Source organism: Pseudomonas sp. TH39(2020), from assembly GCF_016650715.1.
Classification (GTDB): domain Bacteria; phylum Pseudomonadota; class Gammaproteobacteria; order Pseudomonadales; family Pseudomonadaceae; genus Aquipseudomonas; species Aquipseudomonas mandelii_C.
This window is the reverse complement of sequence record NZ_JAEKFF010000008.1, coordinates 71,809-94,676: the sequence shown is the minus strand read 5'-3', so window position 1 is coordinate 94,676 and position 22,868 is coordinate 71,809. Positions and strand designations below refer to the sequence as shown.

Sequence of the window (22,868 nt, the reverse complement as noted above, 5' to 3'; positions counted from 1 at the left end):
TCAGTCGCCGAACGGCCCGGACGCGACAAACGCACCACCCTGGTAGACCCGAGCCGGGTCATCAGCGGCCGGCATCGGTTGGGATTCGACTTTTTCGCGGAACACTTCGGAGCTGTCCTGAGGTTCATAACCCAGGCAGGAGGCAAAACGGTTGTCCCACCAGACGTTCTTGTTGTCGGACATGCCGTAGACCACGGTGTGGCCGACATTAGGGGCGTACAGCGCGCATTCGAGCAATTGAGTCAGGTCGCCGAAGCTCAACCAGGTGCTCATCATTCGGCGGTTCAGCGGCTCCGGGAACGAGGAGCCGATGCGCACGCTGACGGTCTCGATGCCGTAGCGATCGAAGTAGAAACTGGCCATGTCTTCGCCGTAGGACTTGGACAAGCCGTAGTAGCTGTCCGGGCGGCGAGGGGAGTGGGCGTCGATGACTTCATCCTGCTTATAGAAGCCGATCACGTGGTTGGAACTGGCAAAAATCACGCGCTTCACACCATGGCGGCGAGCGGCTTCGTAGATGTGGAATACGCCACAGATGTTGGCGCCGAGGATCTCTTCGAACGAGTGCTCCGTCGAGACGCCACCGAAGTGCAGGATCGCGTCCACGCCTTCAACCAACTGATGGACTGCTTGCTTGTCTGCCAGGTCGCAGGGCACGACTTCTTCACGGTCATCGATGGCCGGGGCGATGTCAGCGATGTCCGACAGGCGAATCACATTGGCGTAGGGCCGCAGGCTTTCGCGCAGGACTTTGCCGAGGCCACCGGCGGCACCGGTCAGGAGGAGACGATTGAAAGGAGCGCGGGCTTGAGTAGTGATGGTCATGGGAGTCCCTGAACAAGCAGTCATTGTTATTGAATTTGTTGTAGGTTGTCGTACGACTAGGTCGAAGTATCGTTAGGGTTTCAGGTCGTTGTCAACGCGTCATCGGTTGAAATTGACGGAGGGTCTGGTCGCCCCGCGATCGATGTAGCAGCTGGCGGAGCCTGCGTTCGACTGCGAAGCAGTCGTAAACCCTGCGCACGTGATTTTCCTGATGCACCGCGTCGGCTGATTTTACGACTGCTCCGCAGTCGAACGCAGGCTTCGCCAGCTGCTACAAAGATCCGACTTACAGCAACGAAATCGGGTAGTTGATGATAATGCGGTTTTCGTCGAATTCATTGGTGCTGAAGTCCTTGCGGATCGACGCATTACGCCATTTGACGTTGAGGTTCTTCAGCGCACCGCTCTGCACGGTGTAAGCCAGTTCTGACTCGCGGCCCCATTCCTTGCCGTCGGTGATGGTGCCGGTGTGCACGTTATCGCCGCTGATGTAGCGGTTCATCATTGTCAGGCCGGGAATGCCGAGCGCCACAAAATTGTAGTCGTGGCGCAGCTGCCAGGATCTTTCCTTGGCGTTGTCGTAGCTGGAGTTGTAGCTGTCGTTGGCCAGGGTGCCGCCGCTGGTGCCGTTGACCCGCATCCAGACATCGTCGCCGGTGAGTTTTTGCAGACCGACAAAGAAGGTGCTGCCGCCGTATTTGGCCGAGAGCATGGCGAACGCGGTTTTGTTGTCGAGGTCGCCGGCGAGGGCGCTGCCGTCTTCCTTGCCGATGAAGTAGCCGAGGTTGGCGCCGAGGGTCCAGTCACCGATGGGCTGGCTGTGGCTCAGGTTGAAATACTGCTGCTGATAAATGTCGCTGAGTTGCGCGTACCAGACGCCGACCTGGGTGCGCTTCTCGTTGAACGTATATTCACCGCCGCCAAAGTTGAAACGGTCCGAGGTGAAGGCCGCCGATTTGCCGTTCATGAACATGTCTTCCATGCTCGCATCGTTGCGCGGGCTGTTGGCGCGGAACTGGCCGCCGTAGAGCGTCAGGCCACTGATCTCGGTGGACGTCACCTGTCCACCGCGGAAGGTTTGCGGCAGGGACCGGCCGTCGTCGGAGCGCAGGATCGGCAACACCGGCATCCATTCGCCGACCTTCAATTCGGTTTTCGAGACTTTACCTTTCAGCGCCACACCCAGGCGCCCGAAATTATCGGCCGGGCGGCCGTCGTCATGAATCGGCAGCAACGAGGTGCCACCCGTGCCTTTGCCACCGTCGAGTTTTTCCGAGTAAAGGCCCAGCACATCCATGCCGAAACCGACGGGACCCTGGGTGAATCCGGATTTGGCATCGAGGATGAAGCTTTGGGTCCACTCTTCAGCCTTGCCCTGCGGGTAGGCCGGGTTCGTGAAGTTGCGGTTGATGTAGAAGTTGCGCAAGTTCAGCGTGGCTTTGGCGTCATCGACGAAGCCTTCGGCATGACTGGTCATGGGCAGCGCGAGGGCCAGGCTGCTGCAACCGATCAGGCTCAGGGTGTGACGGAGTGCGAAGGTTGGGCGAGGGGTGCAGACGGAGGAATTGCGGACGAGCTTGCTCACAGTGACGCTCCCGTGTTTCTTGTTGTTTTTATTTTTTGTTATACGTCGTCGTACAACATCGGGGCGGATTATTTGCAAGTGTTACGGGGAATGTCAATCAGAAGTTGTACGATGACTTGGTGCGATTTTGTGGTATGTCGAAGAACCCCTGTGGGAGCGAGCTTGCTCGCGATAGCGGTCTGACATTCACTGCAGTGGTGTCTGTTCTACCGCCATCGCGAGCAAGCTCGCTCCCACATTGGATTGTGTTTAGCTCACGATCATCGGGGGCATGGTGCCCAGAAGTGAAACGGCAGCCACCGCTCCCATCCCCAGCAACCATTCGAAGATGACGCTGCTTTTCAGAGCAGTCAGGCGCTGCTCGCAGTCGTTGATCCGCAGCCGATTGAACAACGCCAGACCCAGCATCGCGGCGACCAGCACAACCTTGATCAACAGAATCAGCGCAAACCCGGACAGCAACGGCGTCGGCCAGAATTGCCCGGTCAGTACACGAACGTTGATCAGCCCGGTCATCACCAACCCCGCCACCAATACGTAACCCACGCCGCTGAAGCGTTGCAAGGTCGCTTTGATGGAATGCGCTGTCGGCTGCCGCAGGATCATCACCAACAACATCAATCCGCCGAGCCAGGCGCCGACGCAGGTCAGGTGAATGATTTGATTGAGGATCAGCAATTGGCCATTGAGGCCGTCGAGCATGGCGCCGTGGCCGACCGGGGCGAGGGTGGCCAGCAGCAGGCTGGCGAGGCCGATTCGCAGGGGCCGGTTTGAACGCAAGGGCGTCATCAGCAGCGCGACCAACAACGCATTGAGCAGCAAGTGCCAGCGCCAGACCTGGCCGAAAAATGTATTGCCGAGCACCAGTCGCAAGGTCGGAGGATCGAATGCCGCGTCCCACGAACCGGCCATGCTGGCGGTGATCAGCAGCAACCAGCTAACGCCAGTGATCAACGCCACCGCCGCCAGCCAGCGGCTTGTTTTCATCAGTCGCCGATCCAGATTTCCTGCGTCGCCATTGACCAGCAGAGGCTTGAAGACCCACGCCCCGAACAGCATCAGCACGACAGTGAAATGCAGAAAGCGGCACAGCACCATCGCGCTCGCCATGAATTACTGGCCAACCTTGAAGCTATAGGCGCCTTCGCTTTTGTGGGTATCGACCGACACCGCGTGCCATTCGACTTTGTAGGCACCCGCTGCCAACGGTGCGGCCGGGGTGACGATCAGGGTTTTCTTGTCGCTGCCTTCGGTGGCGAGGCTCTTCACCGGAACGTTGCTGCCGTCCTTGCTGATCGTGACTTTGGAAAAGGTCGCTTCAACACCTTCGGAAAACACCAGGCGCAGCACCGACGGCGCGCTCACCGTGCTGTCGGCGGCCGGGGTCTGCTCTTTCAGATGGGCATGGGCAAACACCGATGAAGCGGCGAACAACGAGCCGAGCAGGGCGACGGTGGTCAGGGTTTTCTTGAGCAGCATCGTGGAATACCTCTGAGGCGGGTTCGAAAAGGCGGTCAGTTTACCTGCGAGAAGCTGGGTGTACGAAGTTTCGTTTTCCCTTGTCGCCGCGAGGTAGAGCGGATGCTAGTCTTGAGCAACGCTGTTGTCAGGGAGCCCTCATGGGCAATCACAAGATCGAGATTCGTCGCAGTAACGTCGAGAAAATTCTGTTGGGGGCCGAAAAGGTTTTCGCCGAAAAAGGTTTCGGCGGCACCGCCATGGCCGACATCGCCGCCGAGGTGCAACTGCCGCGCTCCAACCTGCATTACTACTTCAGCACCAAGAGTGAACTGTACAGCGCCGTGCTGTTGGGTTTGCTGGAAGTGTGGAAACAGGACGCGCTGTGCTTCGAGATGTTCGACGACCCGCGCGTGGTGCTCAGCAGCTACATCCGCGCCAAGATGAACCACTCCCGCAGCCGGCCTTATGGCTCCAAAGTCTGGGCCAACGAAATCATCCATGGGGCGCCGACGCTGGGTGAGAAACTGGACGTCAGTCTGTACGACTGGGCCAAGATGAAAGAAGCGAAAATTCGCCAGTGGGTGGATGATAAACGCATCCTGCCGGTGGAACCTTCGAGCCTGCTGTACATGATCTGGGCGTCGACCCAGCACTACGCCGACTTTGATCATCAGGTGAATATTCTGAATGATCATCAGCCGTTGTCGGACATGCAGTTTGAGCGGGCGGTGCAGACGGTGACGAGTGTGATCTTGCGGGGGATTGGGTTGGAGCCTTGAGGTTTGCGGTGTGGCTGCCGGCCCCTTCGCGAGCAGGCTCGCTCCCACATTTGAAATGCATTCCAATGTGGGAGCGAGCCTGCTCGCGAAAGCGTCAGTTCAGGCGCCGCTGAGCTCAAGGGCTGACATGGTAGGGATTGCGCGGATCATGATTCCAATCCAGAAACGGCTTCCCGTTCTCCATCGGCACCATCTCAATACAATCCTGCACCGGACACGTGATCTGACACAGGTTGCACCCCACGCACTCATCGTCAATCACTTCATATTTGTGCGTGCCGTCCGCCTGCTTAAGGCTCGCAACCGCCTGGTGCGAAGTGTCTTCGCAAGCAATGTGGCAACGACCGCAACCAATGCACGCCTCCTGGTCAATCCTGGCAATCACTTGATAGTTGATGTCCAGGTACTTCCAGTCCGTGGTGTTGCCCACCGCACGCCCGGAAAACTCTGACACGCTGGCGTAGCCCTGACTGTCCATCCAGCGCGATAAACCATCCTTCATCTCCTCGACAATCCGGAAACCATGCAGCATCGCCGCCGTGCACACCTGCACCGAGCCGCTGCCCAGGGCAATGAATTCCGCCGCGTCGCGCCAGCTGCTAATGCCGCCAATGCCAGAGATCGGCAGGCCTTGGGTCTGTGGATCGCGGGCGATTTCGGCGACCATGTTCAGGGCAATCGGCTTCACCGCCGAACCGCAATAACCACCGTGGGTGCTTTGGCTGCCCACGGCGGGATTGGCGACCATGCGCTCCAGGTTGACGCTGGTGATCGAGTTGATCGTGTTGATCAGCGACACCGCATCGGCACCGCCGCGATGGGCCGCACGGGCGGCGACGCGAATGTCGGTGATATTTGGCGTGAGTTTGACGATCACCGGCAGCGAGCAGTACGTCTTGCACCAACGGGTGACCTGCTCGACATACTCCGGCACCTGGCCGACCGCCGCGCCCATGCCGCGCTCCGGCATACCGTGCGGGCAACCGAAGTTCAGCTCGATGCCGTCAGCGCCGGTGGCTTCCACCAGCGGCAGGATGAATTTCCAGGATTCTTCAACGCAGGGCACCATCAGCGACACGATCAGCGCGCGGTCCGGCCAGTCCTTTTTGACCTGGGTGATTTCCCGCAGGTTGATCTCCAGTGAGCGATCAGTGATCAGCTCAATGTTGTTGAAGCCCACCACTTCGCGGTTGGCACCAAAGTGCGCCGAGTAACGTGACGACACGTTGACCGCCGCCGGGTCTTCACCCAGGGTTTTCCAGACCACGCCACCCCAGCCGGCCTCGAAGGCGCGAACCACGTTGTAGGCCTTGTCGGTCGGTGGCGCGGAGGCCAGCCAGAACGGATTGGGGGCTTTGATGCCGGCGAAGACAATCGAGAGATCGGCCATTTACGCAGCCTCCACGTTGAGCATGAGTTGGGCGTTGATCGCCTCGGCGGCCCGTTTGCCGTGCTGCACGGCCTGCACGGTGAGGTCTTGATCGAGACTGGTGCAGTCGCCGCCGGCGTACACGCCGGGGATGCTGGTGCGCAGGTTTTCGTCCACTTGAATCCGCTCACCCTGACGCTTGAGCTCGCGTGCCAGCGGATCGGCGAGGGCGCTGGCGTCGAAGGCCTGGCCGATGGCTTTGAAGATCGCGTCAGCGGCCAGTTCGAAGGTTTCGCCGGTGGTTTGCAGGCGACCGTCTACCAAGTGGGTGCGGGCGAAGCGCATGCCGCGCACGTTGCCTTGATCATCGAGTAACACTTCTTCAGGTTGTGCCCAGGTCAACAGTCGCACCTGATTGGCCTTGGCGATGTCCTGTTCGTGACCTGTCGCGCCCATTTCCTCGACACCGCGGCGGTACACCAGATTGACGTCGCGTGCCCCGAGGCGAGCCATTTGCACGGCCATGTCGATGGCGGTGTTGCCGGCGCCCAGCACGATGCAATGATCAGCCAGTGGCAGTTGAGTCAGGTCATCGGCCTGGCGCAGTTCGCGGATGTAGTCGGTGGCGGCGAGCAGGCCGGGCGCCTCTTCGTGGGCCAGGCCCAGTTGTTTACTGGCGTTCAAGCCAAGGCCAAGGAACACCGCATCGAATTGCTGATGCAGTTCGCTTAAGGTCAGGTTCTCTCCAAGTTTCTGCCCGTGGCGGATTTCGATCCCGCCGATTTCCAATAGGAATTCAAGCTCCTTCTGCGCGTAATCGTCCACCAGTTTGTACTTGGCGATCCCGTATTCGTTGAGACCACCAGCCTTTTCCCGGGCCTCGAAAATCACCACGTCATGACCATGCATGGCACTGCGGTGAGCGCAGGACAAACCGGCCGGACCGGCGCCAACCACGGCGATGCGCTTGCCGGTTGATGCCGCACGCGTGAAGGGGTGTTCGCTGAAGTGTGCGTTGTCGACGGCGTAACGCTGCAACAGGCCGATCAGCACCGGTGCGCATTCATGGTCGTTGTTGCGCACGCAGGCTTGCTGGCAAAGCACTTCCGTCGGGCACACCCGGGCGCAACTGCCGCCGAGGATGTTTGCCGAGAGAATTTTCTGCGCGGCGCCCTGAACGTTTTCCTGGTGGATATTGCGGATGAACGACGGAATGTCGATCTCGCTCGGACAGGCATTCACGCAGGGTGCGTCGTAGCAATACAGACAGCGCGAGGCTTCCAGATGGGCCTGGCGGTCGTTGAGCGGTGGCGCCAGATCGGTGAAATGGCCGGCGAGGGCGGCCGCATTCTCGTGCGGATGCGGGAGGTGGTTCAGAGTCTTGATCACGGTGTTGGCCTCACGGTTATTGAGGTACTGCCTCTGATGGGCATTGAGTTTTTCGTCGTCAGGGCTACCGCCTTCGCGACCAGGCTCGCTCCCACAGGGGAACGCGTTTCAAATGTGGGAGCGAGCCTGCTCGCGATAGGCCGAAGGCCGCTTTCAGCGTTTCACAGCTGTCGGCTTGTTCAACTCAGCCCGCTTGCTCAGCAAATCAAACACCGCCGGATACGCCGGCCGTTCGACATACCGCCCGGCACCACGCTCGGCGCGCAAATCACCATCGGCCCATACCACCCGGCCCTGGCTGACGGTGTGGCTCGGAACACCGCGCACGGTCTTGCCTTCGAAGATGTTGAAGTCCACTTGCTGATGGTGAGTCTTCGCCGAAATCGTCCGAGTACCTTCCGGATCCCACAGCACCAGATCCGCGTCCGCACCCACACGAATCGCCCCTTTGCGCGGGTAGAGGTTGAAGATTTTCGCGGTGTTGGTGGAGGTGAGTGCCACGAAGTGCTGCATCGACAAACGCCCGGTGTTCACCCCTTCATCCCAGAGCACCGCCATGCGGTCTTCGATACCGGCCGTGCCATTGGGAATCTTGCTGAAATCGTCACGGCCGGCGGCTTTTTGTTCGGCGCAGAAACAGCAGTGGTCGGTGGCGGTGGTGTGCAGGTTGCCCGATTGCAGACCGTGCCAAAGCGCTTCCTGATGGCCGCGTGGACGGAAGGGCGGGCTCATCACATAACCGGCGGCGGTCTGCCAGTCCGGGTGTTGGTAGACGCTGTCGTCCAGCAGCAAATGCCCGGCCAGGACTTCGCCGTAGACTTGTTGACCCTTGCTGCGGGCGTAGGTGATTTCGTCGAGGGCTTCCTTGGTCGAGACATGCACCAGATACAGCGGCGTGCCCAGGGTTTCGGCGATGCGGATCGCCCGACTGGCCGCTTCACCTTCCACCTGCGAAGGGCGCGACAACGGATGCGCTTCAGGGCCGGTCATGCCCTGGGCCATCAACTTGCGTTGCAGGTGATAGACCAGCTCACCGTTTTCCGCATGCACGGTCGGCACCGCGCCCAATTCCAGGCAACGCTCGAAACTCGCTACCAGGGTGTCGTCGGCGGCCATGATCGCGTTCTTGTAGGCCATGAAGTGCTTGAAGCTGTTGACCCCGTGCTGGCTGACCAGTTCGGCCATTTCCTCGCGCACCTGTTCGCTCCACCAGGTGATCGCGACATGGAAACCGTAATCCGACGCCGACTTCTCAGCCCAGCCGCGCCACTGATGAAAGGCTTCCATCAAGGATTGCTGCGGATTGGGAATCACAAAGTCGATGATCGACGTCGTACCACCGGCAAGTCCTGCCGCGGTGCCGCTGAAGAAGTCTTCACTGGCCACCGTGCCCATGAAGGGCAGTTGCATGTGCGTGTGCGGATCGATACCGCCGGGCATCAGGTATTGGCCGCTGCCGTCGAGCACTTCGGCACCCGCCGGAACGTCAAGATTTTCGCCGATGGCTTTGATCACGCCGTCGGCGCAATAGACGTCGGCGCGATAACTTTCATCATGGGTAATAACGGTGGCGCCACGGATCAACAGAGACATTCCGAGTTCCTCGCAGGCAATGACCGACTTGTGCCGGTTCTAAATGTTTTATATGAAGCCGGCGCAAACAGGTGTATTCCTGTCAGCGCTGTCAGGAATAGAAACTAGTCTGAGTTTATGGAATGAGCAAGAATATTTTTTATAAGCTTATTACTGTTTTAACACATTGATAAATAACGATTAAAACTGAAAATCACCAAAATGGTGTGGCCTCGAACCATTTTGACGCACTTGACAGGTTCTCAAAATGAACGAGATTTCTTATGTGAAATCAGCTGCTTGAGGATGGTCTATGGTTGATGCGCAACTTTGAAAAAAAAGACCCATGCACCAGATTGAGTCCTGACGGTTCGGACAACTTGCCTGGCATTCGGCCTGAGTGAACAGGCAAGTAACCGGGGACTGATCGGAGCGATATATAAAAACTGATAAATATCAGTGAGTTGCAATGTTTTTGTGGAACTGCCCGATGCGCAGACGGGGTGCCCGGCACGCTTATTGATGCCGCCAGCCCCTGATGAGCAAAAAAATAATTCAAAGAACAGTGGAGCGGCCATGCAACAGATCAGATCGCAAGTGACCGAGCGCGACGGCTTGTTTGAGCTCGAAGCCGGCAGTGACGTCCTCGACAGCCCCCGTTACAACCACGACATGGCACCGACCAAGGTGCACGAACGAACCTGGAACAAATGGCACATCACCGCCTTGTGGGTCGGCATGGCGATCTGCGTGCCGACCTACACCCTCGGCGGCGTGCTCACCGCGTATTTCGGCCTGAGCGTCGGCGAAGCGCTGCTGGCGATTCTGTTCGCCAACATCATCGTACTGATCCCGTTGACCCTGAACGCCTTTCCCGGCACCAAGTACGGCATTCCGTTTCCGGTGTTGTTGCGTTCGTCCTTCGGCATCCTCGGCTCCAACATTCCGTGCCTGATCCGGGCGCTGGTGGCGTGTGGCTGGTTCGGCATTCAGACGATGTTCGGCGGACTGGCCATTCACCTGTTTCTGGGCTCGGTGTTCGACGGTTGGAAATCCCTCGGCGGTACCGGTGAAGTGATCGGGTTCATGGTGTTCTGGGCCTTGAACCTGTGGGTGGTGATTCGCGGTGCGGACTCGATCAAATGGCTGGAAACCCTCTCGGCGCCGTTGTTGATATTGGTGGGTGTGGGCCTGTTGGCATGGGCGATGCCGAACGTGTCGATGACCGAGTTGCTGGCGATCCCGGCCAAACGTCCGGAAGGCGCGAGCGTGGTCAGTTACTTTGCCGCCGGGCTGACCGCCATGGTCGGGTTCTGGGCCACCTTGTCCCTGAACATTCCGGATTTCAGCCGCTATGCGAAAAGCCAGAAGGATCAGATCGTCGGGCAGATTATCGGCTTGCCCCTGACCATGTTCCTGTTTGCTTCCCTTGGCGTAGTGATGACGGCCGCCTCGGTAAAACTGGTGGGCGTCACCGTCTCCGATCCGGTCACCCTGATTGGCCATATCCAGAGTCCGGTCTGGGTTGCACTGGCCATGGCGCTGATCATCATCGCCACGCTGTCTACCAACACCGCGGCCAATATCGTTTCGCCGACCAACGACTTCCAGAACGTCGCCCCCAAGTACATCAACCGCACCACAGCGGTGATGCTCACCGGCCTGGTCGGCTTGGCGCTGATGGCCCATGAGCTGTTGAAGAAGCTCGGTTTGATCGTCTCGGATTTAAGCCTGGAGACGGTGTATTCCAACTGGTTGCTGGGCTATTCGAGCCTGTTGGGCCCGATCGCCGGGATCATGGTGGTGGACTATTTCCTGATCAAGAAACAGCAACTGGACCTGGCCGGCCTCTATCGCGACGACGTTTACCCGGCGTGGAACTGGTTTGGGTTTATCGCCTTCGGCGTGCCGGTGATGCTGACGGTGCTGTCGCTCGGCAGCGATGCGTTCAGCTGGTTCTACAGCTATGGCTGGTTCACCGGCTCGGCACTGGGCGGGCTGATTTATTACGGGTTGTGCTCGATGCGCCCCAGCCCGTCTGTTGCGAAATCTCCGGTGTGAGGGATGGTCTCATCGCGAGCTTGCTCGCTCCCACTGGGGTAATGCATTCCAAATGTGGGAGCGAGCCGGCTCCGGGCGGCGTTCCGACGAAGACGGCCGCCAAGACACCCAAGAAATGCCTGAAGAAACCTACAACAACTGCCTGAGGAGATCATCATGAACGCTGCCGTAGACGTTCTGCAGTCCAACCATCAGCACATCAATCGCGACCGCTTGTGGCAGTCGCTCATGGACCTGGCCAAGCTCGGCGCCACGGTCAAGGGCGGCGTCTGTCGCCTGGCCCTGACCGATCTCGACCGCCAGGCCCGGGACATTTTCGTCAACTGGTGCGAGGAGGCCGGTTGCACCGTCAGCATCGACGCTGTGGGTAACATCTTCGCCCGTCGTCCCGGCCGCAACCCCAACCTGCCACCGGTGATGACCGGCAGCCACATCGACACCCAACCCACCGGCGGCAAGTTCGACGGCTGCTTCGGCGTACTGGCCGGCGTCGAAGTGCTGCGCACCCTCAATGACCTGGGCGTGGAAACCGAAGCGCCGCTGGAAGTTGTCGTCTGGACCAACGAGGAAGGTTCACGCTTCGCCCCCTGCATGATGGGCTCCGGTGTATTCGCAGAAAAATTCACCCTCGAAGAAACCCTGGCCAAGGTCGATGCCGAGGGCGTCACCGTTGGTGAAGCCTTGAACGCCATTGGCTATGCTGGCGAGCGCAAGGTCAGTGGTCATGCCGTCGGCGCCTATTTCGAGGCCCATATCGAGCAAGGCCCGATCCTCGAAGACGAACGCAAAACCATCGGTGTGGTGATGGGCGCTCTCGGACAGAAATGGTTCGACCTGAAATTGCGCGGCGTCGAAGCCCACGCTGGCCCGACGCCGATGCACCTGCGCAAGGACGCCCTGGTCGGCGCCTCGGTGATCGTCGGTGCAGTCAACCGCGCTGCCCTCGGTCATCAGCCCCACGCCTGCGGCACCGTCGGCTGTCTGCAAGCCTATCCCGGCTCACGCAACGTCATCCCCGGCGAAGTGCGCATGACCCTGGACTTCCGTCATCTGGAACCGGCACGGCTGGACTCAATGATTGCCGAAGTCCGCGAAGTCATCGAAACCACCTGCGAGGAACACGGCCTGACCTTCGAACTGACACCCACTGCGGACTTCCCGCCGCTGTACTTCGACAAAGGTTGCGTCGAAGCGGTACGCGGCGCGGCCCAAGGCTTGGGCCTGTCGCACATGGACATCGTCAGCGGAGCAGGGCACGACGCAATCTTCCTCGCCGAACTTGGCCCGGCCGGGATGATCTTCGTACCGTGCGAAGGTGGCATCAGCCACAACGAAATTGAAAACGCCGCGCCGGATGACCTGGCGGCCGGGTGTGCGGTGTTGTTGCGGGCAATGCTGGCGGCTTCGGCGGCGATTGCCAGCGGAGAATTGGCGGCCTGAAACGCAAAAAATCGTAGCCTTCGGCAATGACTGCGCGGCCGAAAGCTACGATCTCTAGACATTGACTTGGCGAGGCGACTTAACGACGCGCTTGCAACCTGCTGAATATCAACATCCCCGCCAGCATCGCGATCGCAAACACCCACGCCTGCCAATGCCCCGTCGGCAACAGCACCAGCGCCGGCCCGGGGCAGATGCCCGCAATGCCCCAACCGACTCCGAACAGCAGGCTGCCACCGATCAAGCGTCGATCCAGTTCACGACTGACCGGCAACTGCATCGGCGCCCCCAGCAACGACGTGGATTGTTTCATGGCCCAGTGAAACGGCACCCAGGCCACGGCAATCGCCCCGATCATGACCAACGCCAAAGAGGGGTCCCACATACCGGTTATATCGAGAAACCCCAGCACTTTGGCCGGGTTGGCCATGCCGGCCAACAGCAGGCCGACGCCGAACAACAGGCCGGCAAGGAACGCCGTGAGTTTTTTCATGTTCAAAACCCCAACAGATGGCGTAGGACAAACACGGTCACAAAGCCTGCGAACATGAAGCTCAACGTCGCGACGATGGAGCGTGGTGACAGCCGCGAAATACCGCACACCCCGTGGCCACTGGTGCAACCAGAGCCATAACGGGTGCCGATCCCGACACACAATCCGGCGATGATCAGCCCCACCGTACCGGTCTTGAATTCAATGGTCGGCCACACCTGAAACAGCGCCCACAACAGGGGGGCCGCCAGCAGTCCGAGGATGAATAAGGCTTTTTCGCCTCGCCCCGAATCACCTGGCGCTAGCAGACTGCCGAGTAATCCGCTTATCCCGGCGACCCGCCCATTGGCTACGACCATCACGCTGGCCGCCAAGCCGATCAACGCACCGCCTGCCAACGCGGACCAAGGCGTGAAATGCAGCGTATCCAGCATCATGGCAACTCTCCTGGCAGGTAAGGGACAGCATAAATCACTCTTCGACTTGAGCTTAGGGCAGCCGCCGCGAGATGGTGATACGACCAAAAGATCAAAGCCTTTGTCGGCGCGTCACAAACCATAACGCTGGATCGTCATTTTGTTGAATCCCCCAAACAGTGGAGCCACACGATGTCGTCCAACACCCAACCGATCAACCTGCTGCAATCCATTCCTCACGTCTTCGAAAGCCTGACTCAGGTGCATGTCACCCTCGACCATCACGACCTGCCTGCAAGCCTGAAGCATCTGATCCACCTGCGCGCCTCACAGATCAACCAATGCGGTTTCTGCGTGAAGATGCACACCCGCGAGGCCCGTGAAGCGAATGAAACCAACGAGCGGCTGGACCGCCTGATTGTCTGGCGCCACGTCAGCGATTTCAGCGCCTGCGAACGCGCCGCCCTGGCCTGGACCGAAGCCCTGACCGTACTCGATGAAAAGACCGATTACGCCAGCCTGCGCGGTGACTTGCGCGAGCACTTCAATGACGCGCAAATCGGTGCCTTGACGGCCGAGATCGGCCTGATCAACCTGTGGAATCGTTTGCAGGTGTCGAGGCACTGATTGATGAACTCCGCTGAAAACGCCGCCGCTGTGTTCGAGCAGCGCCGGCCCTTTTTGCTTGGTCTGGCGTATCGCATCCTCGGCTCCCGCGCCGAAGCCGAGGATGTCGTGCAAGAGCTGTTCATCAAATGGCTGGAGGCTGACCGCGCCGCCATTGCCACGCCGGCCGCCTGGCTGACCACGGCGTGCACGCGGCACTGCATCGATCTGCTGCGTTCGGCTCACAAGTCGCGGGTTGATTACATCGGCACCTGGCTGCCGGAACCGATTCACACCACCCATCAGGATTCACCCGAACACAGGCATGAACTGGCCTCATCGCTGTCCACCGCGTTCCTGTTGCTGCTGGAGCGGTTAACCCCCAAGGAACGCGCCGCCTACCTGCTCTACGAAATTTTCGACATGGATTACGCGCAGGTCGCGGATACGGTCGGCGTTCAAGAGGCGGCGTGCCGCAAACTGGTGTCCCGGGCCAAAGCCAGCCTGGGCAACGGACAAACGCGCTTTCAGCCGAAACCGGCGCGTCAGGACCAATTGCTCAGCGCTTTCCATAGCGCCATCGCCAGCGGCTCGACCGCTTCCTTGACCGCGATGCTGAGTGAAGACGTCGAACTCTGCGCCGACAGCGGCGGCAAGGCCTCGGCCATTCGTGAGACGTTGTCGGGCATTTCCAGCGTGCTGGATTTCATTGGCCAGTCGTTGCACGTCTATTGGCAGACGTGCGAATGGCTGCCCAGCGAAATCAATGGGGCACAAGGCGTGATTATCAAGGCGGACGGGGTCATCACTGCATCGATGACGTTTGGTTTTGATGACGCGGGGCGGGTGAGCCGGATTTTCATCATGCGTAACCCGGAGAAGTTGGCGGGGTTGCGGGGTTTGTTGGATGTGCAGTGACTCAGTGCAGCATCGTTGTGCGCCAAAGCGATGGGACTTGCAACGAGGAGCAGTCGATATAAAGACGCCCGGTGAGTCAATGAAACTCGGGGCAAATTACTGGGTATCCGCGTAATTACTTAGTGAGGTCGAGTACTAAGTAGTCGCTAAATATTGAAGGTATACGGTGAGCTCCAATTAATGCCATTGACACTTTATTTCCTGCCACTGATCGTCTGACAGCCACTTATCTGCCACCGGAAAGAAAATATTTTCCTCTGAGTCCATATGATCGAAATATTTTTTGATGAAGTCCTCGACAGTGTCAGCAATGACTTTCGTTTCCTGAGTTGTGTCCTCCAACATCTTCAACTGTCCAGCAATGCGTCCAAATGCTTGATGATCTCGCTCGATATCCTTGACCCGTTGGTGGATCGGAGCCTCAGTCGCTAGCAAGGCCAGCCGAATTAGTTCTTCATTTTCATGGTGGTGTCGCTCTGCATCACCGTGCATGGCTTCCAGCATCTTGAACAACAGCTTGCAGTCTTCAGCACCATCGGATTCATGTCTCATTTTCCTCAGCAACTCTTTGATCTGAGTGATTTTTATAGCCACCTCATGATGATAGGCCTGAAGTTCTTTCAACAAGACGTTCATATCAAATCCTCGTCACGACACCAAACCATCACAGAGAAATGCTTTTTAACCAGCAACCTCCAAGGCTACACATACCTTTAAATTTCCATATTTATCAATTCTTTGCTAATCGCACTCACTCGCACTATTCAACTTTTTAGTATAGGCGAGCACAAAGATCTCACCCCGGGAAATTTTCCGCCCTCGCCTCCGGCCGTGTGCACTTGGGCGCTCGAACTGGCTATTTTCGGGCTCGCTACGCAGTGGCAAACGTGCGGCTGCGATCATGAGCCTGATCCCGTCAGCGCGACCCAACGCAAGCAAGCCCCCTCGCCACAGGGGATCGCGTTCGCAAGGCCCGGCAGGGTGAGCCATCTGCACTATCCCACCCCCCCGCGGTCGTAATCTTCACAGGGCGGCGCATGAATGCACCGCCGTACGCGTGGAGAGCCAATGAGCCAGGATGTCCTGACCACCGAAACCAATCGCCGTCAGTTGCAGCAGATCATCGCCGGCCTGTCCGATGGGGTGATTCTGCTGGAGCTCGACCAGACCCTTCTCTGGGCCAATGACGCCGCGTTGGCCATGCACGGCGTCGGGCAACTCAGCGAACTGGGGGCGAATGCCAGGGAGTACGCCAAGCGCTTCGCCTTGCGTTATCGCAATAATCATCCGGTTCAGGTCGACAATTATCCGATCAGCCGCGTCGCTCGAGGCGAGTCCTTCAGTGATGTGTTGGTTGAGGTGACCCCGGCGGACGACGAACAGCGCACCTGGGTTCACAGCGTGCGCAGCATGGTGTTGGCCGACAGCGCTGGCGAGCCGGAGTCGCTGGTGCTGATCATGAACGATGTCACGGAGTGGGCCAGCGCCGAACAGCGTTTCGAAAAAACCTTCAATGCCAACCCGGCCCCGGCGGTGATCTGTCGCCTCAGTGATTTGCGCTACATCAAAGTCAACCCAGGCTTCCTGGAGATGACTGGCTATGCCCGTGATCAGGTGATCGGCCATTCGACTTATGAACTGGACGTGCTGGAGGGCGCCGAAAACAAAGACCTGGCCAAGCAGCGGTTGCGCGAAGGGGCGACCATTCCGCAAATGCAGGCTCAGCTGCAGTTACACGAAGGGGGCAGCAAACAGGTGATCGTCGCCGGCCAGCCCCTTGAGCTGAACGACGAAGCCTGCATGCTGTTTTCCTTCGTCGACATCGAGCCTCGGCATAAGGCCGAAGTCGCACTGCGCCAGAGCGAGGAACGTTTTGCCAAGGCTTTTCGACTGACCCCGGTGCCGATCCTGGTGTGCAACGCCGGCGATCAGGTGGTGATGGACGTCAATGAAGCCTTCCTCGATACGCTCGCGTATTCCAGTGAAGAAGTGCTTGGCAAATCGGTAACGCAGATCGATTTTATCGATGACACAGGTGCCCGCGCGCGACTGATTGCGGCACTGGAAAAAACCGGAAGCGTGGATCGTGTCGATGTTCGGGTACGCAAGAAAGGCGCCGGGCTGATCGATTGCGCGGTCTCGGCCGACACCGTGAACATTCAGGACAGTCCCTGCTACCTGCTGGTGTTTATGGACATCACCGAGCGTAAACGCACAGAGCTGGAGTTGGTGTCGGCGATCGAAGAGGTCATGAAGGACGCCTCCTGGTTCAGCCGCACGCTCATCGAGAAACTCGCTAACGTGAAAAACGTCAACTCGCCGCAGTTGCCTAGTGTGTCTTTCACCGACCTGACTGCCCGCGAGCGCGATGTGCTTGGCCTGATCTGCGAAGGCCTGGCCGACAAGGAAATCGCCGCGCGGCTCAAACTCGCGCCGAACACGGTGCGCAACCATGTCTCGACGGTGTATTCCAAACTCGACGTTCACAGTCGTAGCGAGGCGATTGTCTGGGCTCGCGAGCGCGGTTTGTTCTCCAGCGAGTGGCGGCCCAAGGCCCAGCGTTAGGTGCAAATGCACTACTCGAAGGGGTGCAAATTCATGTTCTGGCCGAACACGGCAGTTCTTAGGCTGTAAGGGTGCGATACAGGTCTTCGGGTATCGCGTCCCTTTCAAAACAGCGACAGGAACCGCGGGATGATTTATGTGGCGCAATTGCGTATGCAACTGGAGCGGAGCTTTTCGCCGTTGGCCTGTGACTGCAGTGTTACCGGTGATCATTCACTGACGGTGAAGCTCTATCATCCTGTGTCGGGTCAGGTGGATCTGGTGGTCAGTGGGTTGAGCGTGACCAAGCTCAGAACGCCGGAGGCGGTGGCAGCGTTGATCGAAGAGCTGCGCTATGAACTTGAGAGCAACACATTGCATTGTCGCGAGACGTCCTAGGAACTGTCAGGTTTTGCCGGCGGTCGTATAAAGAATACGAGAGTATTTTTTCTGTGACCGGTCCGCGGGTTCGCGGTGAGGCAGTTGGGTCGCGGAAATATGTCGATCACTTACCGCGGGTCAACCTATGAAAAGTCTTGGGAAACGCATTTTTGCAACACTGTCGTTCGCACTCTGGCTAGCGATTCTGGGTGGTTGTGCGAGTCCTCCACCGCCACCTCCCGCCGCGCCGCCTCCACCGCCTGTGCGCACCTGCCAGACCACTGAAAACACCGATGTGCAAGGCGATATGCGGGCTGAGGGGCAGGTGACCCGGGAAACGACGCTGACTCGTTGCGTCACTCAGTAAGGGGCGATGGGCTCACGTTGAACCGCCAGCAGCAGCTGTGCTGCTGGCGGGTATTCGTGCGTTTCGCTCAGACCTCTTCGATCCTGACCCACCGCGATTCCTGCGCTGCCAGTCGAATGGCCGTCGCCAGGCGTTCGACTTCCCACGCCTGCTCGAAATCCGTTCCACCCTGAGATAAGCCTGCCAGCGCCATCACCAGATCATGGACTTCCAGCGTCTTGAGTTCGTTGTAACCCAACTGATGCCCTGCGGCTGGACTGAACGCCGCATAGCCCGGCAGATTCGGCCCTGCCAGCAAGCGCTGGAAGCCGTCCTGACCGGCACGAAACAGACGCAGCTCATTCAGGCGTTCCTGATCGAACACCAACGTCCCTCGGGTGCCGCTGATTTCAAAGCTCAGGTGATTCTTGTAGCCGTGCTTGAGCCAACTGCTGCTGAACGTGCCCCGGGCGCCATTCGCAAACCGCAACAAGGCATGGACCTGATCGTCGACGGCGATACTGCGGTGTTCCGGGCTGCCAGCCGTGGCGGGACGTTGCCGGTGCACGGTCTGGGTGTCGGCGCTCACCGCCTCGACATCGCCCACCAGATAACGGGCCATGGCCAACAAATGACTGCCCAGATCGGCCAGTGCGCCACCGGCATGATCGGCATCGCAACGCCAGGACCAGGGCGACGCGGGATCGGCCATGAAGTCTTCGCTGAATTCACCCTGGAAACTGATGATCTGACCCAAGTCGCCGTTTTCAATCAGCTGCCGCGCGAGCGCGATCATCGGGTTGTGCTGATAGTTGTAACCCACCCGCGTCACCACGCCTGCCGCTTTGGCCGCCAGTCGCATGGCGTCGGCCTGTTCCAGATTCACCGCCAACGGCTTTTCGCAATACACCGGTTTGCCGGCGGCGAGGGCGGCCATGGCCATGGGGTAATGCAGGTGATTGGGCGTGGTGATAGCGATCAGATTGACCTTGGGGTCATCGATCAGTTGTTGCCAGTCGCTATGAGCGGAGTCGAAGCCCCAGGCATCGGCGCAGTGGCGGGCACGCTGCGGATCGGCGTCGGCCAGGGCGGCGAGTTTGAGCTTGAGGGGCAGTTCGAAAACCGCACTGACGTTGCGAAACGCCAAGGCATGGGCGCGGCCCATGAAACCTGTGCCGATGAGTCCGATACCGAGTTCGCGCATAGCCGGGGTCCTTTTGGGATTTTGTTTTCAGGAAGGCTATTAATGGAATAAATATTCCTTATTTGCAAATTATGGAATTAAAATTCGTCATCGTCATCGTTCCCACGCAGTGGGAACGATCAATTAGGGCAAAAAAGAAGGCAGCCCTAAGGCTAATGCCAATCAGTTAAGGAGCGACACAATTCGTAGCAGCTGGCGAAGCCTGCGTTCGGCTGCGAAGCAGTCGTAAAACCTGAGTTTGCGGTCTTCCTGAAACACCGCATCGTCTGATTTCACGACTGCTTCGCAGCCGAACGCAGGCTTCGCCAGCTGCTACGGATCGCGTTTTGGCTTAACTGATCGGTATTAGCCCGAAGGCTGCCTCTTGTTCATCCGGTAAATCGGATCAGGACAAGAACCCACCATCCACATTCAACGAAACCCCAGTGGTGTAACTCGACGCATCACTGGCCAGATACAACACCGCTCCCGCCATCTCGCTCGGATCCGCCACACGCTTGAGCGGAATCTGTTGCAACGCGGTGTTCAAAATAGCCTCGTTTTTCACCAATGCCGAAGCAAACTTGGTGTCGGTCAGACCCGGCAGCAGAGCGTTGCAGCGGATGCCGAACTGCGCGCATTCCTTGGCGAACACTTTGGTCATGTTGATGACCGCCGCTTTGGTCACCGAGTAGATGCCCTGGAAGATCCCCGGCGAGATGCCGTTGATCGAGGCGACGTTGATGATGCTGCCGCCGCCGTTTTCGCGCATCAGCTTGCCGGCTTCCACCGACATGAAGAAGTAGCCGCGGATGTTCACGTCGACGGTTTTCTGGAAAGCGCTGAGGTCGGTGTCCAGTACGTTGCAGAACTGCGGGTTGGTCGCCGCGTTGTTGACCAGGATGTCCAGTCGCCCGAACTGTTCGCGGATGCCGGCGAAGACCTGGCTGATCTGTTCCATTTCACCGATATGGCAAGCAACGGCAGTGGCTTTACCGCCGGCGGCGATGATCGCGTCGGCCACGTGCTGACAGCCGTCGAGTTTGCGGCTCGAGACGATCACGTGGGCGCCTTGTTGGGCCAGCAGTTTGGCGATGGCTTCGCCGATGCCGCGGCTGGCGCCGGATACGAATGCGATTTTGCCGTCGAGGTCGAACAACTGAGTCTTGGACATGGTTTTTCCTTGTTATTGGGGCCAGGGAATGTAATCAGAGCCGGGCGATCAGAGGCTGGATTTGGAAATGACTTGCAGGCTCATCTGCTCCAGCAGTTTGTTCATGTGAATGAACTGCGCAAAGCGTTTGTCCTGGGTCTGACCATGGAAGAAGCGGTAGTAGATCTGCTGCACGATGCCGGCCAGGCGGAACAGGCCGTAGGTGTAGTAGAAGTCGAAGTTGTCGATCTGGATGCCTGAACGCTCGGCGTAGTAATCGACGAACTCGCGGCGGGTCAGCATGCCCGGTGCGTGGCTCGGCTGGCGGCGCATCAATTGCACCGGGGCCGGGTCGCCGGCTTCGATCCAGTAGGCGAGGGTGTTGCCCAGGTCCATCAGCGGGTCGCCGAGGGTGGTCAGTTCCCAGTCGAGCACGCCGATGATGTCCATCGGGTTGTTCGGGTCGAGGATCACGTTGTCGAAGCGGTAATCGTTGTGGACGATGCTGGAGGTCGGGTGATCGGCCGGCATCTTGTCGTTGAGCCAGGCTTTGACCGCTTCCCACTTCGGCGCGTCCGGGGTCAGGGCTTTTTCATAGCGATCGCTCCAGCCTTTGATCTGCCGCGCGACATAGCCTTCGGGTTTGCCAAGGTCGCCCAAGCCATAGGCGTTGTAGTCGACCCGGTGCAGTTCAACGAATTTGTCGATGAAGCTCTTGCACAGCGTTTCGGTTTTCGCCGAATCCAGACCCAGTTCCGGCGGCAGTTCGGAGCGCAGGATGATCCCCTTGACCCGTTCCATCACATAGAACTCGGCGCCGATCACCGATTCATCGGTGCAGTGCACGTAGGCTTTCGGACAGTACGGAAAACCCTCACGGAGCTGATTGAGGATGCGAAATTCGCGGCCCATGTCGTGAGCGGACTTGGCCTTGTGGCCAAAGGGCGGGCGACGCAGGACGAACTCCTGTTCGGGGTATTCCAGCAAGTAGGTGAGGTTCGACGCACCGCCTGGAAACTGGCTGATCTGCGGCAAACCACTCAGGCCCGGAATGTGGGCCTTGAGGTACGGATCGATCAGGCTGGCATCGAGTTCTTCGCCGGTGCGGATACGGGTGGACTGGTCAGTAAGCGCCATGCTTATCCCTTCTGCTTATTCTGGAGGCCTGAGACTATTGGCTAATCTAATGCGCACACCCAACACCCACAACCACGAAACGCCCTTATAGGTGAGCGTGTTGCCGGGCAATCATTGTTTTTGATACACCTGTTTGAATGGTCGTCAGGTCATGCTCATCGACGTTGGCAGGGCAATCGGGGTCAATACCGGATTGCCGGAGAAGAACGCCACCAGATTGCGACCTACCAGCTCCACGGTGCCTTGAGTGGCTTCCGGGGACAAGCCGGCGACATGCGGGGTGAGGATCACATTGGCCAACGCCTTGAAGGCATTGGGTACTTGGGGTTCTGCGTCGAAGACATCCAGCGCAGCGCCGGCAATCCTGCGCTGCTCAAGCGAGCTGATCAGGTCGGCGGTGACGATCACACTGGCTCGGGCGATGTTGACGATGAACCCCTGGGGGCCCAAGGCGTCGAGTACTTGTCGGTTGATCAAGTGTTTGGTGCCCAGCCCGCCAGGGGTGGCGACGACCAAAAAGTCTGATTCCCGCGCCAGCTCCGTGGGCGTCGAGCGGAAGCTGTACGGCACATCGCTGCGATGCTGGCGGTTGTGGTAACTGACCGTCATGTCGAAGCCGTGGGCGGCGCGTTTGGCGATGGCCATCCCGACCGCGCCGAGCCCCAGGATGCCCAGGTGCTTGCCCGCCAGGGAAGGGCGCATGATTTTCGGCCACTCACCCCGGCGCACGGCGGCATCGCAACGGGGGATGTCACGTACCAGAGACAGCAGCATCGCCATGGCATGGTCGGCGACTGAAGAGGCATTGACGCCGGCGCCATTGGTGACCGTAATGCCCCGGTTGGCGGCGGCTTGCAGGTCGACGTGTTCGTAGCCGGCGCCGATCACGCAGATGATCTTGAGATTGGGCAGGGCGGCGATTTCGTCGGCATACAGGCCCAATGGGCCGCGGGTCAGCACCGCATCGATCTGCGCGCCATGCCGTGTGATGGCATCGGCGCGCTCGGCAGGTGTGGGAGCCAGAATCAGGTGAAAACCCTGACGTTCGAGAATCGGCAGGTAATCATTGATGGTTTCAACCAGTACCAGAACGGTCGCGGGCATGCTGGGCTCCTGTGGGCATCGGAAAGTCGGGGCTCGAACGTAGCTTTAAAACGTTGCTTCAAATTGCTGATTCCGCAACGGTTTAGCCATTACTAAAGATAGCAGG

Annotated in this window: 21 protein-coding genes; 7 read left to right on the top strand and 14 right to left on the bottom strand. The window is 59.0% G+C overall.

Translation table 11 applies throughout. The features are described from left to right. From JFU47_RS28695 to copC, 4 genes are all read right to left on the bottom strand, one after another. The gene (locus JFU47_RS28695; protein WP_201187511.1) at positions 1-825 is read right to left on the bottom strand and encodes an NAD-dependent epimerase/dehydratase family protein; all 825 of its coding nucleotides are present in this window, start codon (positions 823-825) and stop codon (positions 1-3) included. Positions 826-1,111: 286 nt separating this feature from the next. Beyond that, positions 1,112-2,410: an OprD family outer membrane porin gene (locus JFU47_RS28690; protein ID WP_201187509.1), complete on the bottom strand. Its 1,299-nt coding sequence runs from the start codon at positions 2,408-2,410 to the stop codon at positions 1,112-1,114. Positions 2,411-2,659: 249 nt separating this feature from the next. Beyond that, positions 2,660-3,520, bottom strand: a complete 861-nt coding sequence (gene copD, locus JFU47_RS28685; RefSeq protein WP_201187507.1) for a copper homeostasis membrane protein CopD — start codon at positions 3,518-3,520, stop codon at positions 2,660-2,662. A gap of 3 nt (positions 3,521-3,523) precedes the next feature. Continuing rightward, a complete protein-coding gene (copC, locus tag JFU47_RS28680) occupies positions 3,524-3,889 on the bottom strand; it encodes a copper homeostasis periplasmic binding protein CopC (protein ID WP_201187505.1) in 366 nt (121 codons plus the stop codon). Between the two features lie 140 nt (positions 3,890-4,029). On the opposite strand from copC, the gene JFU47_RS28675 reads away from it, so the two are divergent. Continuing rightward, the gene (locus JFU47_RS28675; RefSeq protein WP_008149783.1) at positions 4,030-4,650 is read left to right on the top strand and encodes a TetR/AcrR family transcriptional regulator; all 621 of its coding nucleotides are present in this window, start codon (positions 4,030-4,032) and stop codon (positions 4,648-4,650) included. 115 nt (positions 4,651-4,765) lie between these two features. Here JFU47_RS28675 and preA read toward each other — a convergent pair whose 3' ends face one another. The 3 genes from preA to hydA all read right to left on the bottom strand — a co-directional run bounded on the left by preA (position 4,766) and on the right by hydA (position 9,001). Beyond that, positions 4,766-6,040 carry an NAD-dependent dihydropyrimidine dehydrogenase subunit PreA gene (preA, locus tag JFU47_RS28670; protein WP_201187503.1) on the bottom strand — a complete coding sequence of 425 codons (1,275 nt, stop codon included), beginning with the start codon at positions 6,038-6,040 and terminating at the stop codon, positions 4,766-4,768. After that, entirely contained in the window at positions 6,041-7,408 is a 1,368-nt protein-coding gene (locus JFU47_RS28665; RefSeq protein WP_201187500.1) for an FAD-dependent oxidoreductase, read from the bottom strand. 153 nt (positions 7,409-7,561) lie between these two features. Next, positions 7,562-9,001, bottom strand: coding sequence for a dihydropyrimidinase (gene hydA, locus JFU47_RS28660; protein ID WP_129444838.1), 1,440 nt, complete (start codon positions 8,999-9,001; stop codon positions 7,562-7,564). A 555-nt stretch (positions 9,002-9,556) separates the two neighbouring features. Between hydA and JFU47_RS28655 the strand changes: the two genes are divergently transcribed. After that, positions 9,557-11,041, top strand: a complete 1,485-nt coding sequence (locus JFU47_RS28655; RefSeq protein ID WP_201187498.1) for an NCS1 family nucleobase:cation symporter-1 — start codon at positions 9,557-9,559, stop codon at positions 11,039-11,041. A gap of 156 nt (positions 11,042-11,197) precedes the next feature. Beyond that, on the top strand, positions 11,198-12,481 hold the full coding sequence (locus JFU47_RS28650) for a Zn-dependent hydrolase (protein WP_046048888.1): 1,284 nt from the start codon (positions 11,198-11,200) through the stop codon (positions 12,479-12,481). 79 nt (positions 12,482-12,560) lie between these two features. Here the strand turns inward: JFU47_RS28650 and JFU47_RS28645 are convergent, their stop codons facing one another. Both JFU47_RS28645 and JFU47_RS28640 read right to left on the bottom strand, forming a co-directional pair. Next, positions 12,561-12,974, bottom strand: a complete 414-nt coding sequence (locus tag JFU47_RS28645) for a DUF6691 family protein (protein WP_201187496.1) — start codon at positions 12,972-12,974, stop codon at positions 12,561-12,563. 2 nt (positions 12,975-12,976) lie between these two features. Beyond that, entirely contained in the window at positions 12,977-13,411 is a 435-nt protein-coding gene (locus JFU47_RS28640; protein ID WP_201187494.1) for a YeeE/YedE family protein, read from the bottom strand. Between the two features lie 171 nt (positions 13,412-13,582). On the opposite strand from JFU47_RS28640, the gene JFU47_RS28635 reads away from it, so the two are divergent. Together JFU47_RS28635 and sigJ are read left to right on the top strand one after the other, a co-directional pair. Then, the gene (locus JFU47_RS28635; protein WP_201187492.1) at positions 13,583-14,017 is read left to right on the top strand and encodes a carboxymuconolactone decarboxylase family protein; all 435 of its coding nucleotides are present in this window, start codon (positions 13,583-13,585) and stop codon (positions 14,015-14,017) included. Between the two features lie 3 nt (positions 14,018-14,020). Continuing rightward, complete coding sequence (gene sigJ, locus JFU47_RS28630; protein ID WP_201187490.1) at positions 14,021-14,914, top strand: RNA polymerase sigma factor SigJ; 894 nt, start codon at positions 14,021-14,023, stop codon at positions 14,912-14,914. A gap of 177 nt (positions 14,915-15,091) precedes the next feature. On the opposite strand, the gene JFU47_RS28625 is transcribed toward sigJ, so the two are convergent. Beyond that, positions 15,092-15,550 carry a hemerythrin domain-containing protein gene (locus JFU47_RS28625; protein ID WP_201187488.1) on the bottom strand — a complete coding sequence of 153 codons (459 nt, stop codon included), beginning with the start codon at positions 15,548-15,550 and terminating at the stop codon, positions 15,092-15,094. A gap of 432 nt (positions 15,551-15,982) precedes the next feature. Here JFU47_RS28625 and JFU47_RS28620 point away from each other — a divergent pair, with 432 nt between their 5' ends. Next, complete coding sequence (locus JFU47_RS28620; protein ID WP_201187485.1) at positions 15,983-17,479, top strand: helix-turn-helix transcriptional regulator; 1,497 nt, start codon at positions 15,983-15,985, stop codon at positions 17,477-17,479. A 129-nt stretch (positions 17,480-17,608) separates the two neighbouring features. Beyond that, positions 17,609-17,857: a DUF1652 domain-containing protein gene (locus JFU47_RS28615; protein ID WP_140679133.1), complete on the top strand. Its 249-nt coding sequence runs from the start codon at positions 17,609-17,611 to the stop codon at positions 17,855-17,857. A 416-nt stretch (positions 17,858-18,273) separates the two neighbouring features. Here the strand turns inward: JFU47_RS28615 and JFU47_RS28610 are convergent, their stop codons facing one another. The 4 genes from JFU47_RS28610 to JFU47_RS28595 all read right to left on the bottom strand — a co-directional run bounded on the left by JFU47_RS28610 (position 18,274) and on the right by JFU47_RS28595 (position 22,762). Beyond that, positions 18,274-19,389, bottom strand: coding sequence for a Gfo/Idh/MocA family protein (locus JFU47_RS28610; protein WP_201187483.1), 1,116 nt, complete (start codon positions 19,387-19,389; stop codon positions 18,274-18,276). 385 nt (positions 19,390-19,774) lie between these two features. Beyond that, entirely contained in the window at positions 19,775-20,542 is a 768-nt protein-coding gene (locus tag JFU47_RS28605) for an SDR family oxidoreductase (RefSeq protein WP_008149805.1), read from the bottom strand. Between the two features lie 48 nt (positions 20,543-20,590). Beyond that, on the bottom strand, positions 20,591-21,658 hold the full coding sequence (locus JFU47_RS28600) for a phosphotransferase family protein (protein ID WP_201187481.1): 1,068 nt from the start codon (positions 21,656-21,658) through the stop codon (positions 20,591-20,593). A 144-nt stretch (positions 21,659-21,802) separates the two neighbouring features. Beyond that, complete coding sequence (locus JFU47_RS28595) at positions 21,803-22,762, bottom strand: 2-hydroxyacid dehydrogenase (protein WP_201187479.1); 960 nt, start codon at positions 22,760-22,762, stop codon at positions 21,803-21,805. Between the last annotated feature and the right edge of the window lie 106 nt (positions 22,763-22,868).

What these genes read in the sequence shown, in the direction of transcription:
- copD (WP_201187507.1), bottom strand. Translation starts at nt 3,520, where the DNA reads ATGGCGAGCGCGATGGTGCTGTGCCGCTTTCTGCATTTCACTGTCGTG.
- copC (WP_201187505.1), bottom strand. Translation starts at nt 3,889, where the DNA reads ATGCTGCTCAAGAAAACCCTGACCACCGTCGCCCTGCTCGGCTCGTTG.
- JFU47_RS28625 (WP_201187488.1), bottom strand. Translation starts at nt 15,550, where the DNA reads ATGAACGTCTTGTTGAAAGAACTTCAGGCCTATCATCATGAGGTGGCT.
- hydA (WP_129444838.1), bottom strand. Translation starts at nt 9,001, where the DNA reads ATGTCTCTGTTGATCCGTGGCGCCACCGTTATTACCCATGATGAAAGT.
- JFU47_RS28695 (WP_201187511.1), bottom strand. Translation starts at nt 825, where the DNA reads ATGACCATCACTACTCAAGCCCGCGCTCCTTTCAATCGTCTCCTCCTG.
- JFU47_RS28655 (WP_201187498.1), top strand. Translation starts at nt 9,557, where the DNA reads ATGCAACAGATCAGATCGCAAGTGACCGAGCGCGACGGCTTGTTTGAG.
- JFU47_RS28620 (WP_201187485.1), top strand. Translation starts at nt 15,983, where the DNA reads ATGAGCCAGGATGTCCTGACCACCGAAACCAATCGCCGTCAGTTGCAG.
- JFU47_RS28615 (WP_140679133.1), top strand. Translation starts at nt 17,609, where the DNA reads ATGATTTATGTGGCGCAATTGCGTATGCAACTGGAGCGGAGCTTTTCG.
- JFU47_RS28650 (WP_046048888.1), top strand. Translation starts at nt 11,198, where the DNA reads ATGAACGCTGCCGTAGACGTTCTGCAGTCCAACCATCAGCACATCAAT.
- sigJ (WP_201187490.1), top strand. Translation starts at nt 14,021, where the DNA reads ATGAACTCCGCTGAAAACGCCGCCGCTGTGTTCGAGCAGCGCCGGCCC.
- JFU47_RS28600 (WP_201187481.1), bottom strand. Translation starts at nt 21,658, where the DNA reads ATGGCGCTTACTGACCAGTCCACCCGTATCCGCACCGGCGAAGAACTC.
- preA (WP_201187503.1), bottom strand. Translation starts at nt 6,040, where the DNA reads ATGGCCGATCTCTCGATTGTCTTCGCCGGCATCAAAGCCCCCAATCCG.
- JFU47_RS28595 (WP_201187479.1), bottom strand. Translation starts at nt 22,762, where the DNA reads ATGCCCGCGACCGTTCTGGTACTGGTTGAAACCATCAATGATTACCTG.
- JFU47_RS28675 (WP_008149783.1), top strand. Translation starts at nt 4,030, where the DNA reads ATGGGCAATCACAAGATCGAGATTCGTCGCAGTAACGTCGAGAAAATT.
- JFU47_RS28610 (WP_201187483.1), bottom strand. Translation starts at nt 19,389, where the DNA reads ATGCGCGAACTCGGTATCGGACTCATCGGCACAGGTTTCATGGGCCGC.
- JFU47_RS28640 (WP_201187494.1), bottom strand. Translation starts at nt 13,411, where the DNA reads ATGATGCTGGATACGCTGCATTTCACGCCTTGGTCCGCGTTGGCAGGC.
- JFU47_RS28645 (WP_201187496.1), bottom strand. Translation starts at nt 12,974, where the DNA reads ATGAAAAAACTCACGGCGTTCCTTGCCGGCCTGTTGTTCGGCGTCGGC.
- JFU47_RS28635 (WP_201187492.1), top strand. Translation starts at nt 13,583, where the DNA reads ATGTCGTCCAACACCCAACCGATCAACCTGCTGCAATCCATTCCTCAC.
- JFU47_RS28605 (WP_008149805.1), bottom strand. Translation starts at nt 20,542, where the DNA reads ATGTCCAAGACTCAGTTGTTCGACCTCGACGGCAAAATCGCATTCGTA.